Annotated in this window: 16 protein-coding genes and 1 pseudogene; 3 read left to right on the top strand and 14 right to left on the bottom strand. The window is 73.9% G+C overall.

Going from position 1 to position 15336, the window contains the following annotated elements:
* Window positions 1–170: 170 nt before the first annotated feature.
* The 5 genes and pseudogenes from ACFY3U_RS24610 to ACFY3U_RS24590 all read right to left on the bottom strand — a co-directional run bounded on the left by ACFY3U_RS24610 (window position 171) and on the right by ACFY3U_RS24590 (window position 2346).
* Window positions 171–359 carry a S1 RNA-binding domain-containing protein gene (locus ACFY3U_RS24610; protein WP_387205798.1) on the bottom strand — a complete coding sequence of 63 codons (189 nt, stop codon included), beginning with the start codon at window positions 357–359 and terminating at the stop codon, window positions 171–173.
* A gap of 28 nt (window positions 360–387) precedes the next feature.
* Window positions 388–627: pseudogene (locus ACFY3U_RS24605) on the bottom strand (DUF4291 family protein); the annotation flags it as partial.
* Between the two features lie 43 nt (window positions 628–670).
* Complete coding sequence (locus ACFY3U_RS24600) at window positions 671–1060, bottom strand: OsmC family protein (protein WP_387205796.1); 390 nt, start codon at window positions 1058–1060, stop codon at window positions 671–673.
* A 167-nt stretch (window positions 1061–1227) separates the two neighbouring features.
* Window positions 1228–1902, bottom strand: coding sequence for an AAA family ATPase (locus ACFY3U_RS24595; RefSeq protein WP_387205794.1), 675 nt, complete (start codon window positions 1900–1902; stop codon window positions 1228–1230).
* A gap of 87 nt (window positions 1903–1989) precedes the next feature.
* A complete protein-coding gene (locus tag ACFY3U_RS24590; RefSeq protein WP_387205792.1) occupies window positions 1990–2346 on the bottom strand; it encodes a VOC family protein in 357 nt (118 codons plus the stop codon).
* Between the two features lie 160 nt (window positions 2347–2506).
* Here ACFY3U_RS24590 and ACFY3U_RS24585 point away from each other — a divergent pair, with 160 nt between their 5' ends.
* On the top strand, window positions 2507–2947 hold the full coding sequence (locus ACFY3U_RS24585) for a VOC family protein (protein ID WP_387205790.1): 441 nt from the start codon (window positions 2507–2509) through the stop codon (window positions 2945–2947).
* 164 nt (window positions 2948–3111) lie between these two features.
* Here ACFY3U_RS24585 and ACFY3U_RS24580 read toward each other — a convergent pair whose 3' ends face one another.
* Complete coding sequence (locus ACFY3U_RS24580; RefSeq protein ID WP_387205788.1) at window positions 3112–3786, bottom strand: alpha/beta fold hydrolase; 675 nt, start codon at window positions 3784–3786, stop codon at window positions 3112–3114.
* Window positions 3787–3832: 46 nt separating this feature from the next.
* Here ACFY3U_RS24580 and ACFY3U_RS24575 point away from each other — a divergent pair, with 46 nt between their 5' ends.
* Together ACFY3U_RS24575 and ACFY3U_RS24570 are read left to right on the top strand one after the other, a co-directional pair.
* Window positions 3833–4492, top strand: coding sequence for a winged helix-turn-helix transcriptional regulator (locus ACFY3U_RS24575; protein ID WP_387205786.1), 660 nt, complete (start codon window positions 3833–3835; stop codon window positions 4490–4492).
* 106 nt (window positions 4493–4598) lie between these two features.
* Entirely contained in the window at window positions 4599–5483 is an 885-nt protein-coding gene (locus tag ACFY3U_RS24570) for an alpha/beta hydrolase family protein (protein ID WP_387205784.1), read from the top strand.
* A gap of 7 nt (window positions 5484–5490) precedes the next feature.
* Here the strand turns inward: ACFY3U_RS24570 and ACFY3U_RS24565 are convergent, their stop codons facing one another.
* The 8 genes from ACFY3U_RS24565 to ACFY3U_RS24530 form a co-directional block, all read right to left on the bottom strand.
* Entirely contained in the window at window positions 5491–5700 is a 210-nt protein-coding gene (locus ACFY3U_RS24565) for a hypothetical protein (RefSeq protein ID WP_387205782.1), read from the bottom strand.
* A gap of 54 nt (window positions 5701–5754) precedes the next feature.
* Entirely contained in the window at window positions 5755–7293 is a 1539-nt protein-coding gene (locus ACFY3U_RS24560; RefSeq protein ID WP_387205780.1) for an alpha-amylase family glycosyl hydrolase, read from the bottom strand.
* The gene (locus tag ACFY3U_RS24555) at window positions 7290–9185 is read right to left on the bottom strand and encodes a xylan 1,4-beta-xylosidase (protein ID WP_387205778.1); all 1896 of its coding nucleotides are present in this window, start codon (window positions 9183–9185) and stop codon (window positions 7290–7292) included. The genes ACFY3U_RS24560 and ACFY3U_RS24555 overlap by 4 nt, the downstream gene beginning before the upstream one ends.
* A 3-nt stretch (window positions 9186–9188) precedes the next feature.
* Window positions 9189–11045: a xylan 1,4-beta-xylosidase gene (locus tag ACFY3U_RS24550; RefSeq protein ID WP_387205776.1), complete on the bottom strand. Its 1857-nt coding sequence runs from the start codon at window positions 11043–11045 to the stop codon at window positions 9189–9191.
* A gap of 275 nt (window positions 11046–11320) precedes the next feature.
* On the bottom strand, window positions 11321–12499 hold the full coding sequence (locus ACFY3U_RS24545; RefSeq protein ID WP_387205804.1) for an RNA-guided endonuclease InsQ/TnpB family protein: 1179 nt from the start codon (window positions 12497–12499) through the stop codon (window positions 11321–11323).
* 72 nt (window positions 12500–12571) lie between these two features.
* Window positions 12572–14146, bottom strand: coding sequence for a glutamate synthase-related protein (locus ACFY3U_RS24540; protein ID WP_387205774.1), 1575 nt, complete (start codon window positions 14144–14146; stop codon window positions 12572–12574).
* 38 nt (window positions 14147–14184) lie between these two features.
* The gene (locus tag ACFY3U_RS24535; RefSeq protein ID WP_387205772.1) at window positions 14185–14598 is read right to left on the bottom strand and encodes a VOC family protein; all 414 of its coding nucleotides are present in this window, start codon (window positions 14596–14598) and stop codon (window positions 14185–14187) included.
* Window positions 14599–14658: 60 nt separating this feature from the next.
* Window positions 14659–15294: a TetR/AcrR family transcriptional regulator gene (locus ACFY3U_RS24530; RefSeq protein WP_387205771.1), complete on the bottom strand. Its 636-nt coding sequence runs from the start codon at window positions 15292–15294 to the stop codon at window positions 14659–14661.
* Window positions 15295–15336: the final 42 nt, after the last annotated feature.

The raw sequence follows: 15336 nt of genomic DNA, 5'->3' as shown, positions 1-15336 counted from the left end.
CCCGGGGCGCGCGCCCCCCCGGGGGGGGGGGCCGCCCCCCCCCCGCCCCGGCGGGGGGGGGCCGGGGGGGGGGGGGGGGGGGGGGGCCCGCGCGGGGGGGGGGGCCCCGGGCCCCCCCCCGGGGCCGGTGAACGGCCACGGTGAACCGGGTGGCCCCTCGTGGGCGCCGGTCAACGCGTCGGCGCGAGCTCCAGTCGCACCTGCCGCCGCGGCCGGTCCACCTCGGTGATCGTGCAGGTGACCAGCTCTCCCAGCACCGGCGTCCTGGTCAGAACCGACTCGTGGAGCAGTCCCGCGATGCCCGGCGCGACGCGGACGAAGACACCGAACGGCACCACCATGACGACCGGCCCGGACACCACCTCACCGACCCGGTCCGCGAACGGGACCCTCCCGCGTGATGTCGATCGACAGCACGCGTTCCTGCCCCGGCTTGGTGGCCCAGCCGCAGCGGTACATCATCCACCGGAACGACGGTTTGATCCACGTCATCCGGTCCCGCCTGAAAGGGGCCACGAAGCGGCCGGCCGCCACCGCAGGCGATGCGATCTCCGATGGGTACGCCTGGCACACGGTGACGGTGTCGGACGAGTAGCGGGCGCGGATCTGACGGGCGGGAACAGGCACAACCCGATCCTCACCGATCGCCACTCGGCCGTTCCACCGAGATTCAGCGTCTGCGCACCGTTGTCCCGGCTCGGATCGCCCGCGGGATCTCGGCGACCTCGTCGACACGCTCCAGCAGTGCCGCGATCTCCTCGGCGGACCCAGGTGAGTTCAGCTCGACCTGATAGGTGATACCGCTGGACACCCAGGTCTGCGTGTCGAAATCCCCGCCGGCCGATACCCGTACCCCGTCGATGCGGATGCCGAGGTTGGCCGCCTCCCGGTAGATGTCGTTCAGGACGCAGCCGGCCGCGGCGAGATGCAACAGGTGAGCGCCGGTGAAGGCCGCCTCGACCGTGACGCCTTCCGAGGTCCACCGGTGGGGGAAGCGGACAGCGCCGCCGTCATCCGATCCGAACGAGCCGGCGCCGACCACCACCGTGAACTGCTCCACCGGACGCTCCTCCTGGCCGACTCGTCTCGCCCGACCCAGCTCATTGTGATCCGTCACCCGCATCATCACCAGCCACGGGTTTCAGCTCTGTCGACTGATGGGCTTGGCGGGCCGATTGCCCGGGGGCCTCCTCAGCCGGTGCCGACGCGACCGGGCAAAAGGGACGGTCATCGTCTGCGGGTCTCCCAGGTCGGGCGCTGGGGGTCGTCGTTGTGCACGACGAGGTCGACGAGGTCGGTCGGGCGGACGGTCGCGAGGTAGAACCGTTGGGCGGGGATGTACCGCTCGCGCCAGCGCCGTTTCACGGCGGCCCGCGACGCCGCCCGACGCTCCCGGACCAGCGCGCGGTCCACGGTCGTCTCGAACGCGGTCGCCACGAAGACGCGCAGGTCCCACCGGTCGACCAGCTCCGGGCGCATCAGGAAGACGCCGTCGAAGACCAGCACGGAGTCGGCCGGGGCGGTCCGGGCCGGCGGCGACGTCGCGGTGTCCGTGGCGTGGTCGTAGACCGCGTGGCGGAAGCGTCGGCCTCCGCCCGGACCGAGCGGGTCCAGCAGGACGCGGGTCAGCGCGGCGTGGTCGTGGGCGTCGAGGTAACAGCCTTCCGCCGAGTACTCGCCGCGCGGATACCGGCGTGCCCGGGGGACGAGAAAGTCGTCGATCGTGGCGCGGATGACGGCCCGGCCCTGGGTCCACAGGACATCGGCCAGCTCGTCGGCGAGGGTGGTCTTGCCGGCGGCCGGCGCTCCGTCGATGGCGACCCGCGTCGGGTGCCCGGGCTGGACGGACCCGACCGCCTCGGCCAGGCGGTCGAGCATCTCCTCGCGGGTGCCGTGCTCCATGCCCTGCCCCTCGGGCTCACCGGAGTAGCCGGGTCGGGTTCACCTCGACGTGCGCGTGCACGCCGGCCACTCCTCGGACCGGCATCGTCAGCGGTGGTACTGGACCAGGCAGAACTCGTGGTCCTCCGGGTCGGCCATGACGACCACCACGCCCTCGTCGTAGTCGTGCCGTTCCCCGGTGGACCGGCCACCCAGCTGGACGACCATCGCCATCGCCTCGTCGATCTCGTCGACGGTGACGTCCAGGTGGATGCGTACCCTGCCCGTCGCGGGTTCCGACACCGGCTGGAACACCAGCCGCGGCTGTGGATCCCCCCGCTCACCGAGGTAGACCCAACCCTCCTCGGACGGCCCCGGCTCGCGACCGAGCAGGCTGCTCCAGAAGCGAGCCACCCGCTCGGGGTCGAGGCAGTCGATCGTCACCGCGGACCAGACGTTAGCCACCTGGCGATCCTGACAGAACTCCGCCCCGGTCGGGGGCCGGTGGCCGGCTGCGTCGCCCCCTTTCCGCGCGGGTGAGGAACTAGGGTTCGACCAGGCCGCTCTGTGCCCTGAGCACCGAGGTCGCGGTGGAAGCTTGTTCGACCAGGGCGGGAGCAGGACTATGACATTCGTACGACGCTTCGACCACGTCGGCATCACCGTCGCGGATCTCGATGTGGTGGCCGCCTTCTTCGTGGCGCTCGGCCTGGAGGTCGAGGGTAGGGCGTTCGTCGAGGGCCAGTTCCTGGACACGGTCTGCGGCATCCCCGACTCCCGTACCGAGATCGTCATGCTGAAGGCGCCCGACAACGGTGCGCGGCTGGAGCTGGCGCGCTTCGTGCGGCCCGACTCCGTGCCGGGCTCGCCGACGGCCATGGCCAACGAACTGGGTCTGCGTAACGCTTCCTTCGAGGTCGACGACCTGCAGGCCGCGGTGGACTGGGCGGCGGGGGAGGGCTACGGCCTGGTCGGTGGCATCGGCGAGTACGAGGGCGCGTGGCGGATGGCCTACGTACGAGGGCCCGAAGGGATCGTCGTCTCGCTGGCTGAGCGCATCGGTTGAGGCGCGAGGCGCCCCTGCGCCGGACGGCGAGCCGTCGCGGGGCGGCCACCACGAGAGCCCGGCCGCTGTTGACCCTGCGCCCCGTTGAGAACAGGGCGGGAAGCGCTTGCGCCGAGTCGGGACAGCCGGCCTGGCCTCCGCGCCCAGCGGCGGTGGAGCGCGCTTCACACCAGGGCGGCGGCCAGTTCCTCGGGTCGGCTGAGCGCCACCAGATGCCCACCGGGCAAGGTTTCGGGCGTGATGCCGAGGCGCCGCCGGGCCACCCGGATCTGGAACTCAAGCGGGAACAGCTGGTCGTCTCGGCTGCTCAGCACCACGGTCGGTACGTCGGGCCATGCCTCCAGCGGCCACGGCTGCTGGAACGGTGTCGCCGACTGCGGTGGCTCGGCCGCCATGGCCTCTTTGGCGATGTCCTCGGGCACGTCGTGGAAGAGGTACACCAGCGGATCGAACGGTCCTTCGGGGGAACGGCCCTCGCGCGCGTCGCACGCACGGCGGGCCTGGTCCTGAGCGGTGTTGGTCCACCACTCGTCGCCGGTCTCACCGGGGCTCGGGATCATCGCGTTGACCAGGACCAGCCGTGAGACCGGCAGCAGGTCGCAGATCAGCGGCGCGGTCAGCCCCCCCATCGACTGGCCCACCACCACCAGATCGTCCCGCCGAGGCTGGCCCGCCGCGTCGACCACCGCGTCCGCGTACTCCCGCAGCCCGGTGCCGTCGTCCGCGGCCGGCAGGTCGACGGCGATCGCATCGTGACCGTGCCGGCGAAGTTCAGGAACCAGACGGTGCCAGTACCAGGCGGCACCGCCGGCGCCGGGGATCAGAAGGTACGTCGTCATGGTGCGAATTTAGCACCGATGAGTGCGCCAATGGTACCGTCAGCGGGTGGCGCGAGCGTATGACGATCCCTGCGGCCTGGCCCGGGCGCTCAACCTGGTCGGCGACCGCTGGACGTTGCTGATCGTCCGCGAGCTGCTGCTCGGGCCGAAGCGCTTCTCCGAGTTGCGGCGCGGCCTTCCCGGCGCCAGCCAGAGCATGCTCTCCTCCCGGCTGGTCGAGCTGGAGGAGGCGGGGGTGGTGCGCCGGCAGCGCCTCGGCCCGCCCGCGAGCACCTGGGCCTACCTGCTGACCGAATGGGGACGGGACCTCGAGCCCGCCCTGGTGCAGCTGGCCGGCTGGGGCAGTCGAAGCCCACTGACGTCCTCAGCCGAGCTGAGCGTGGACGCGCTGGCCCTCGCGCTGAAGACCACTTTCGACCCGGCGGCGGCCCGGGACCTGGACGTGCGGTGTCAGCTCCGCCTCGACGGCGACAGCCTGCTCGTCGTCGTCCACGATGGACGACTGGAGGTGACCCGCGCCGAAGATGTGGATGCCGACGTGCTGATGGAGACGAGTGTCGCCGAATTCCGCACTCTCGTCTTCGGCCGCGCCTCGCTCCCCGCCGTCGACGTCGCCATCAGAGGCGACCGCAGAGTCGCCGCCAGGCTGCTCCGCCTCTTCACGCGCCCGCCGGTGCGGGCGGAAGGCCCCCCACCCGAGCAGTAGCCGGCCGAGCCGACTCGACAGTGGTCGGCCGGATGCCGAAGTCCCCGGCGAGGTGGTCGTTGCCGAGCGGGCAACGCCGCCCGCCGGCGTGTGCTTGACTTCCCGCGTGGAGCTGTCCATCGACGCCGGTGCCGTGACCCTGCCCGCGACGCTCGACACCCCACCGGACGGCCCGGCCCGGGGCGCGGTCGTGGTCCTGCACGGCTCCCACATGCCGCAGCGCTCGTACTTCCTCTACGAGCACCTGGCACGTGCCCTGCCGCCGGCCGGTGTCGCGGTGCTCCGGTTCGACCGTCGTCCCTCCGCACACGGCGACGTGCCGTTTACCGTCCAGGCCGACGACGCCTCGGCCGCCGTCGCGGAGGCGCGCCGCCGGGTCGGCGACGTGCCCGTGGGCCTGTGGGGGTGGAGCCAGGGCGGCTGGCCCGCGGCCCTGGTGGCGGCCCGGCAGCCGGAGCTCATCTCGTTCCTCGTGCTGGTCGCCACCAGCGGCGTGAGCCCGGCCGTCCAGATGCGCTACGGGACCGCGCAGCAGCTGCTCCGACACGGGTACGGGGAGACGGAGCTCGCCGAGCTGGCCGGCCTGCGGGAGACGCTGGAGAGCGCCGTGCGGGGGCACATGGACGGGGAGGCCGCGCAGGCGGTCGTGGACCGGTACGCCGACCGGCCGTGGTTCCCGCTGGCCCACGTACCGCGCGACCTGCTCGGTCACCCCGGCACCTGGGACGACATGGACTACGACCCGGCGCCGGTCATCGCCGAGGTGCGCTGCCCGACGTTGCTCTGCTACGGCGAGACCGACGAGTGGACCCCGGCCGACGACAGCGTCGCCGTCTGGCGGCACGCCGCGGGTACCGACGACCTGACCGTCCACCGGCTCGCCGGATGCACCCACCTGCCGAGCCTGGGCGGGGTCGAGGCGCTCGACTCGATCAGCCCCGACTACACCACCACGATGCTCGCCTGGATCCAGCGCAGACTGGCCCGCTGAGCGGTCCTCAATCGGACCCGGTGCGGCGGATCCGGCGCATCAGCATCGCCCAGACGCCGTACCCGGAGCCGACGTCGCCGGTGATCACACCGGCGGCCGAGCCCATGAACAGGGCTCTGGCGCAGTCGGGGCAGACCTCACGGCCGGTGACGGTCTCCGCGAAGGGCTCACGAACGCGGCGCCCGCAGTCGGGGCACTGCCTGCCGGACAGGGCCATCGCCGCCTCCTCGGGCCCGGGTGCCGCCAGCGTACGACCCGCGCGCCAGTGGTCTCAGCCGAGCCAGGCAGCCGACCGGGCCGGGAGGGTGCCGTCGTAGCCGGGGCCGCTGGAGAGCAGCAGCCGCTCGCCGTACGGCCGCCAGTCGACCGGGCCGTCCGAGAGGTTGACCAGGCAGGTCGGCCCGTCGTCGCCGCGCCGGAAGGCGAGGCAGCCGGCCGGGGTGTCCCACCAGGTCACCTCGACCGGTCGGCCCCGCCAGCACCCGTCGCGCAGCGCGAGCGCCGTGCGGGTCAGCGCCAGCGGGGACGCCGGGTCGGTGGTCTGCCGGTCGACCGAGCGCCCCGCCCAGTCGGCCGGTTGGGGCAGCCACGGGGTGGACCCGGCCGGCCCGAAGCCGTACGGCGCGGGCCCGTCCGACCAGGGCAGCGGCACCCGGGCGCCGTCGCGGCCCCGGTCCGTGCCGCCGGAGCGGCGGAACACCGGGTCGCGCCGGTCGGTGTCGGCGAGCGCCACCTCGGGCAGGCCCAGCTCGTCGCCGGCGTACAGGTAGACCGCGCCGGGCAGCGCGAGCATCAGCAGCAGCACCGCCCGGGCGCCGTCCGGCCCCCACCGGTCGGCGGCCCGGCGCACGTCGTGGCTGCCGTGCACCCAGGCGGGCAGCCGGCCGTGTGCGGTGGTGGCGGCCAGCAGCGCGTCCACCCCGGCCCGCCACGGCTGCGGCTCCAGCGGCCAGTAGAGCGGGTCCATCGCGAACGCCTGCCCCAGCTCGTCCGGGCGCAGGTAGGGGGCGAGCACCCCCGGCCCGCCCCAGATCTCCGCCACCCCGAGCCGGTCACCCGGGTAGCCGGCCAGCCGCCGCGCCCAGCGGCGGTAGACGTCGTGCACCTCGTCCTGGTCGCTGTACGGGGACGGGTCGCCGGGTCGCCAGCCGGCCGGCAGCTCGGGATAGTCGGGGTCCTTGGCCAGCGAGCCGGCGGCGTCGAACCGTACCCCGTCGACGCCGCGGTCGAGCCAGAACCGCAGGGTGGCCTCGGCGTCGGCGGACACCGCGGGGTGCTCGTGCCGCAGGTCGGGCTGCTCGGCGTCGAAAAGGTGCAGGTACCACTCGCCGTCGCCGAGCGGCGACCAGGCCGGCCCGCCGAAGATGGACGACCAGCCGTTCGGCGGCAGCTCGCCGGCCGCGCCCCGCCCCGGCCTTACGTGGAACAGCTCGCGCTCCGGCGCGCCCGGCCCGGCGGCGCGGGCGGCCACGAACCAGGGGTGGGCGCTGGAGACGTGGTTGAGCACCAGGTCGACCAGCACCCGCAGGCCGAGCCGGTGCGCGTCGGCGATCAGCGCGTCCACCTCGGCCAGGGTGCCCAGTCGGGGGTCCACCGCCCGGTGGTCGGTCACGTCGTAGCCGGCGTCGTGGTCCGGGCTCGGATAGAACGGGGTGAGCCAGACCGCGTCCACCCCCAGGTCGGCCAGGTACGGCAGTCTGGCCCGGGCCCCGGCCAGGTCGCCGAGGCCGTCGCCGTCGGCGTCGGCGAACGAGCGCAGGTAGACCTCGTAGGTGACGGCCTCCCGCCACCAGGGTGCGGCACCGGTCATTCGGGGGTCAGCTCCAGCAGCGAAAGGGACGGCATCGGCAACTCCATCGGCAGCCGCAGGGTGCCGCCGTCCGGGGCGACGTCGGTCGGCGGGACCGCGTCGGCCAGCTGGTCGGCCGCCCGCAGCGCGGCCCACTGGGCGTCGGTGGGCCAGCCGTCCACGCCGAGCCGGGCGGCGGTGGCGGCGAGGTTCGACGTCTCGTCGTCCAGTCGCCGGTGCCGCAGCCGGTACACCGCGTGCGGCAGGTTGTCGATCCGCAGCCGGACGCTGCGGGCCAGCCGGTCGCGCTGCTCCGGCCGGTCGAGGACGCCCTGGTCGAGGGTGCCGTTCCAGAGCACCACCGCGACCCGGCCGCTCCCCGGGTCGATCGACGGCCAGGCCCGCACCAGGCTGCCCGCCCCGTCGCCGGCCAGCCGGCAGGGCAGCTCCGCCGGCCCGAGCTGGTCGAGCATCCACAGTGCCCAGAAGCGCGGCTTGGCCAGGTTACCCACCGACAGCAGTCCGAACCCGCCGTGCAGTAGCGCGGGCGGCCGGCCCAGCTCCTCGAAGTGGTCGCTGGCCACCCAGCAGGCCAGCGCGGTGACCCGGCCGGCCGCCTCGCGCATGCCGGTGGCCACGAACGCGGCCGACAGCACCGAGTCGTTGACCGGGGCGAAGTGGGTGGGGGAGGGGCCCCACTCGGTCCACAGCAGCGGGGTGCCGGCCCGACCATGCCGGGTCAGGGCGGGCCGCAGGTCCAGCGGCGGGCTGCCGTAGACGTGGGTGGAGAGGAAGTCCAGCGCCGCGCCGGAGCCGTCCACGTGGTCGAGGAACGGCTCGATCCACTTCGTGGCCGCGGTGGCCGGTCCGCCGACCGGCAGGCCGGGGCAGGCCTCCCGCACCGCCCGCGCGGTCACGTCGTACATCCGCAGGTAGTCCTCGCGGGTGCCGGTCCAGAAGCAGTCCAGGTCCGGCTCGTTCCACACCTCCACCGCCCAGCGGCGCAGCTCCTCGTCGCCGACCCGGTCCCGCAGGTGCCGGATCAGGTCGCCGACCAGCCCGGCCCAGCGGTCCCAGTCCCGCGGCGGGCTGGACACCCCGGCGGCGGTCACCTCGCGGCTGGCGTCGCGGGCCATCGCCCGGGGCACGAACGACAGCTCCAGCACCGGCCGCAGCCCGGTCGGCGCGAGCGCGTCCAGCACCGCGTCGACGCCGGTGAAGTCGTGCACCGGCTCACCGTCGACCTGCCGGTAGACGCCGAGGTCGTCGCCGAGGATGCCGTGCGCGCGCACCCGGCGCACGCCCAGCTCGCGGTGTACCCGACCCAGTGCGGCCGCCAGCCCGGCGCCCATCTCCTCGCCGCCGACCCGGTCGGTGCTCAGCAGCAGGCTCAGGTGCTCCGAGCCGATCATGTCCCGCCACGGGCGGTGCACCGGTCCGACCGGCCGCGCGGCGTCGACGGCCACGTCGACCGTCGCGCCGCCGTCGGCCCGGGCGGCGACCGGGGGCGAGCCCGGCCCGAGCGGGGCGTCGTCGGGCCGGTCCGGGTCGACCACCGGGCGGACCGCGTACCGCACGGTCCGCCCGGGGTCGGCGGTGGTGTCGGCGTACGGCGGGCCGGGCACCGCCAGCAGGTCGCCGCCCCGGTGGTCCACCACCCGGTACGGCCCGTCCCCGTCGGCGCGGTGCACCAGGTAGCCGGCGGCGCCGGGCACCTGATCCCAGTCCACGGTCACCTGACCGCGGCCGGCCTCGACCCGTACCGCCGGGGGTGGCGTCGGGTCGACGGCGGCCGGCGGCGCCGATCGGACCGGTCCGGGCGGGTGGTCCGCGGCGGGCGGTGTCGCACGGACCGGGTCGGGCGGCACCGGCCGGGCGCCGGTGGTCGGGCGGATGTCGGGGCGGGAAACCACGGCTCAGCTCCCGGCGACCTCGACCAGCACCGCGCCCGGTTGGGGCAGGTGCAGCTCCAGCACCGCCGTCCCGCCGTCCCCGGTCACCTCGACCTTCTCGGTGGCGAGGGCGTCGGCGGCGCGCAGCGCGTCCCACTGCTCGTCGGTCGGCCAGTCGGTCACCCCGAGCCGGGCGGCGACGGTGGTGACGTCGCCGTGCTCCCGGTCGAGCCGGGTGACGGTGACCGTCCGGCCGGCCGCGCCGTCCACGGCGAGCCGGATCCGCCGGGCGAGCGCCGGGTCACCGTCCCGCTTGGCCTGGTCGAGGGTGGACGCCCAGACCAGGATGGCCAGGCCGCCGTCGGCGCGCCGGCTGGCCCAGGTCTGCACCAGGCCGTCCGCGCCGTCGCCGTCGGCCCGCACCGGCAGCTCGGTCTCGCCGAGCTGGCCGAGCATCCGCAGCGCGTGGTAGCGCGGCTTGGCGATCCCGCCGACGGTGATCAGGCCGAACCCGCCGTGCAGCAGCCGCGGCGGGCGGCCCAGCTCCTCGAAGTGGTCGCTGGCCACCCAGTACGACAGGGCGTCCACCCGGCCGGCCGCCGAGCGCATCCCGCTGAGCAGGAAGGTGGCGGCCGACGTGCCGTCGTTGACCGGGTGGAAGTGGGTGGGGGTGACGCCCCACTCGGTCCACAGCAGCCGCGCGTCCGGGAAGCCGAGCCGGCGCAGCGTGGGCCGCAGGTCCAGCGGCGGGCTGCCGTACGTGTGGGTGGAGACGAAGTCGACCGGCGCGCCGGAGCGGCGGGCGTGCGACAGCAGCGCGTCGACCCAGCCGGCCGCCGCGGACGACGGCCCGCCGACCGGGATCCGCGGGTCGACGGCCTTCACCGCCTCGGCGGTGACGTCGTAGAGCCGCATCCACTCCTCGCGGGTGCCCGACCAGAACACCTCCAGGTTGGCCTCGTTCCACACCTCGAAGTCCCAGCCGAGCACCTCCTCGCCGTAGCGCTCCAGCAGGTGCGCGACCAGCGAGCGGACCAGCAGCGCCCAGCGGTCCCAGTCCTTCGGCGGGGAGATCACGCCGCGGTACTCGAAGACCGTCCGGGACGGGTCGGCGGCCAGGTCGCGGGGCATGAAGCCGATCTCGACGCACGGCCGAAGCCCGGTGGAGAGCAGCAGGTCGTAGACCCGGTCGACGCCGGTGAAGTCGATCACCGGCTCGCTGTCCACCTCGCGGTAGACGGCCAGGTCGTCGTGCAGGATCGCGTGCGCGCGGACGGTCTCCACGCCCACCTCGTCGCGGATGCGCCGCAGCGCGGCCAGCAGCTCCTTGCCGATCTCCCGGCCGCCGGACAGGTCGATGCAGAGCAGCTGGGACAGCCGCTCGCTGCCGATCATCGGCTGCCAGGGCCGGGGCAGCGGGCTGCCCGGGTGCGCCGCGTCGACCCGCAGCTCGACGGTCGGCGGCTGCGCGGTCGCCGCCAGCGTCGCGGCGGTCACCGGGGTTCCGGTCGGGCCGGTGACGGTCACCTCGCTGACGGCGGCGACCGCGTACGCGTACGGGGTCTCCGGCTCGCCGGTGGTGTCCACGTACCAGGTGTCGGGCACCGACAGGACGTCGCCGCCGAGGTGGTCGACCGGGGTGAGCGGGCCGTCGGGCACGCCGTCGCGCAGCGGCGCGCGGTGCACCAGGTAGCCGACCGCGTCGGCCACCGGCGACCAGGACAGCCGCACGTGCCCGACCCCGGGGCGGGCGGTCAGGTCGGCGGGCGGGTCGAGCACCGGCGTGACGTCGGTGGTGCCCTCCTCGTCGCTGCGGAGCGCGATGCGCGCCTCCCAGTCGGAACGGGCGTTCGCGGGCGGTCGGTCGTCGGTGCTGGTCACCGGGGCACCTCCAGGAGCGTCGACTGGTCCGGTCCGAGCACTGTAACCGGTTTCTGCGATGTTCGCGCGGGCCCGGACGCCGCTGTCGCCGCCGCCCGGGGTCAGTCCGGCAGCCGCGGCATCTCCAGCCCGGGGCGACGTCCGAGCAGCGTGGCGCGGGTCAGCGCCGTCCCACAGCCGCTCCACCAGCAGCGGATGCAGGAACGGCAGCTCGCCGTCCGGCGGCACCACTACGCGCACGCCGTACGCCTTAGCCTCTTGGCATCCTCCTCGTCCTAGAGGGCGAGGATTCCCTCCACGCTGCGCGTGGACCGCGCGGCGTCCGGGTGGGTTACCGCTTCGCCGCGCGGTGCCGGGACGGGCCCCGGTCTTACCTGCGCTCCACGGTCGTTTAGCCTGTCCGCCTGTCCGGCGGCCAGGATGTTGTTGGCGGCGTTGATGTCCCGGTCGTGGGCTGCTCCGCAGGGGCAGTTCCACGTCCGGACGTTCAGGGCCATCTTCTGGTTGATGCGGCCACAGTCGGAGCACATCCGGGTGGACGGGAAGAACCGGTCGACCCGGCCGAAGGTGCGCCCGTAGCGGGCGGCCTTGTACTCCAGCATGGCGGTGAAGCTGGCCCAGCCCGCGTCGTGCACGGACTTCGCGAGCCGGGTCCGGCTGAGGCCGACGACGCACAGGTCCTCGACGTACACCGCTTGGTTGTCGCGGATGATCGCCGTGGACAGCTTGTGCTGCCAGTCCCGCCGGGTGTCGGCCACCCGGGCGTGCGCCCTGGCGACCTTCACGACGGCCTTTTTGCGGTTCCGGCTCCCGCGCTGCTTGCGGGAGAGAGCCTGTTGCCGCCGCTTGAGCTTGCGGGCCGCACGCCGCAGGAACTTCGGCGCGGCGATCTTCTTTCCGTCCGAGAGGACCGCGAAGTGCGTCAGGCCCAAGTCGATCCCTACCTGCGAGTCCCGCTCGGGCAGCGGCTCATCCATGGTCTGGACGACGAACGAGGCGAAGTACCGCCCCGCCGCGTCCTTGATGATCGTCACGGAAGACGGGTCGGAGGGCAGGGTTCGCGACCAACGCACGTCCAGGTCGCCAACCTTCGGCAGGCGCAGCCGGCCATTTTCTAGCACCTTGAACCGGGAGTTCTTCGTGAACCGGATGGCCTGCCGGTTGTCCTTGCGGGATCGGAACCTCGGCGGGGCGACCCTCGTGCCCTTGCGCATGCCGGAGATCGAGGCGAAGAAGTTGCGGTACGCGGTGTTCAGGTCCGCCAGGGCCTGCTGCAACACGACCGACGAGACCTCGCCCAGCCATGCCCGCTCGGCCGTGCGCTTCGCCTCGGTGATGATCCGGCGCGACAGCTCGCCGTCGGAGATGTACTTCTCGCCGTTCTCGCGCGCCCGCTGGCGCAGCCTGAGCCCGTCGTTGAACACCACCCGCGCGCACCCTAACGCCCGAGCCAGCTCGCCCTGCTGGCACGACGTCGGGTAGACCCGACGACCTGCGACTACGTCACGCCGAGCCGGCGTGCTCGGTCAGCCCTGGGCGGTGGCCGACGGCGGGGCGCTGCCGCCTCGCGGCGCCTCCCCGCTCATCAGCCGGACGATCTCCGCCCGGTCCGCCGCCGACGGCAGGCCCCACTCACGGCGATAGTCGTACACCTCGCGCAGCGGGGTCGAGGCGGTCCGCCCGTCCAGGATCTCCACCGCGTCGGCGTCGATCAGCCCGGGGTGCTCGACGCCGCACGCCTCGGCGACCTTGACCAGGTCCCGCCGCAGGGTCCGCAGGTAGTTGGCGGCCCGGACGGACTTCAGCGCGGGGTCGAGGCCGCGGGCCAGCCACGGGTTCTGGGTGGCCACCCCGGTCGGGCAGGTGTCGGTGTGGCACTTCTGCGCCTGGATGCAGCCGATCGCCAGCATCGCCTCCCGGCCCACGTTGACCATGTCGCAGCCGAGCGCGAACGCGACGATCGCGTTGTCCGGCAGGCCGAGCTTGCCGGCGCCGACGAAGACGGTCTCCTCGTGCAGGCCCTTCTCGGCGAAGATCCGGTAGACCCGGGCGAAGCCGAGCTGGAACGGCAGCGACACCGAGTCGGTGAAGATCAGCGGGGCGGCGCCGGTGCCGCCCTCGCCGCCGTCGATTGTCACGAAGTCCACCCCACGCCCGGTGTCCCGGATCAGCGTGGTCAGCTCGTCCCAGAAGCCCAGGTCGCCCACGGCGGACTTGATGCCCACCGGCAGGCCGGTCTCGGCGGCCAGCAGCTCCACCCAGTCGAGCAGGCTGTCGCAGTCGGAGAACTCGGCGTGCCGGGACGGGCTGACGCAGTCCTTCCCCTGCGGGATGCCCCGGGTCGCGGCGATCTCGGCCGACACCTTCGACCCGGGCAGCAGCCCGCCCAGGCTGGGCTTCGCGCCCTGGCTGAGCTTCACCTCCAGCGCCCGTACCGGCGCGCCGGCGACCAGGTCCTTGAGCCGGGCCAGGTCGAACCGGCCGCGCTCGTCCCGGCAGCCGAAGTACGCGGTACCGAGCTGGAAGACCAGGTCACCGCCGTTGCGGTGGTACGGCGACAACCCGCCCTCGCCGGTGTTCTGCAGGCAACCGGCCAGCGCGGCGCCCTTGTTCAGCGCGGTGATCGCGTTGCCGGACAGCGAGCCGAAGCTCATCCCGGAGATGTTGACCACCGACTCGGGCCGGAACGCCTTCGCCCGCCCGCGCGCCCCGCCGAGCACCTTCGCCGCCGGCAGCCGCACGTCGTGCCCGGCGGTCGGCGCGGACGGCGGCACCGTCCGGGCGAACGTCCGGTGCTTGATGATCGGATAGCCGGCGGTGTACTCGATGTCGTTGTCGGTGCCGAAGCCGAAGTAGTTGTTCTCCCGCTTGGCCGAGGCGTAGACCCAGCGCCGCTGGTCGCGGGTGAACGGCCGCTCCTCGTCGTTGCCGGCCACGATGTACTGCCGCAGCTCCGGCCCGATCGCCTCCAGCAGGTAGCGGGCCCGCCCGATCACCGGGAAGTTGCGTCGCAGCGCGTGGTCGCGCTGCAGGACGTCGCGCGCGGCCAGCCCGGCGAGGGCGGCGGCGGCGAGGGGTACGGCTCGACTGACCCACTTCATACCGCCACACTCTCCGGCGCGGGCTGCCGGCAAACCGGTTACAGCTGAGCCTGGGTGATGTTGACCATCCAGGGGACGCCGAACCGGTCCTCGCACTGGCCGTACTCGTCGCCCCACACCTGCTTCTCCAGCGGCACGGTGACCTTCCCGCCCTCGGACAGCCGGGCCCAGTAGCCGCGCAGCTCGCCCGCGTCGTTGCCGTTGATGATCACCGAGCTGCCGTTGCCCCGGTGCAGCTGCTCGCCGGGCGGCAGGTCCGCGCCCATCAGCACGTAGCCGCTGGTGGTGCGCAGCAGGCCGTGCATGATCTGGTCGGCGATCGCCGGGTCCTCGGTGCCGAAGTCGCGGAACGTGCCCAGCGACAGGTCGCCGCCGAACACCTGGTGGTAGAACTCCATCGCCTGACGGGCGTTGCCGTCGAAGCTGAGATACGGGTTGAGCTGGGACGCCACGGTGTCCTCCCTGAGTCGGTGACGGCGTCATCGTCGCACCGATCGGTGCGCCACCAGGCCTCACACGCCGGTGGTGAAGGCGCCCGCCCGGGCCGCGGCCACCGCCGCCTCCGCCGCCCGCCGCGCCACCGCCGGCCCGGGCGCGCCGCGCAGCAGCAGGTGCTCGTGGTAGACCGGCGCGGTCGCCGCCACCAGCAGCGCCCGGGCATCGGTGCCCTCGGGCGCCTCGCCCCGGGACACGGCCCGGCGGACCACGACGGCGCACCGGTCGTACCGGTCGACCCAGAAGGCGCGCAGCGCCTCGGCCGCCGCCGGTGAGCGGAACGAGGCGGCGATCAGGGCGGCGGTGAGGGGTGGCCGCGCGGTCAGCGCCTCGTGCACCTCCTCATTGATGGCCAGCAGGTCGCCGGCGAGCGAGCCGGTGTCGCGGGGCCGCCAGTCGTCGTCGGCGGCCTCGGCGAGCACGTCGGCGAGGAGACCGCCGACGTCGCGCCAGCGCCGGTAGACGGTGGTGCGGTGCACCCCGGACCGGTCCGCCACGGCCTCCACGCTCAGCGCGTCGTAGCCGTACTCGATCAGGTGGGCGGTGACCGCGTCGAGGACCCGGCGGCGCACCGCGGCGCTGCGGCCGCCGGGACGCCGGGCCGGACCGGCGGCCGGATCACGGATATCGGTTGCCGGGTCGGGTGCTGCCATGCCACGATCCTAAAGCATCAATCGTCGCGTTAAGGAGGCCGC

It is taken from the genome of Micromonospora sp. NPDC000089, from assembly GCF_042899365.1.
Lineage (GTDB): Bacteria > Actinomycetota > Actinomycetes > Mycobacteriales > Micromonosporaceae > Micromonospora.
This window is presented reverse-complemented; position numbering and strand designations above follow the sequence as displayed.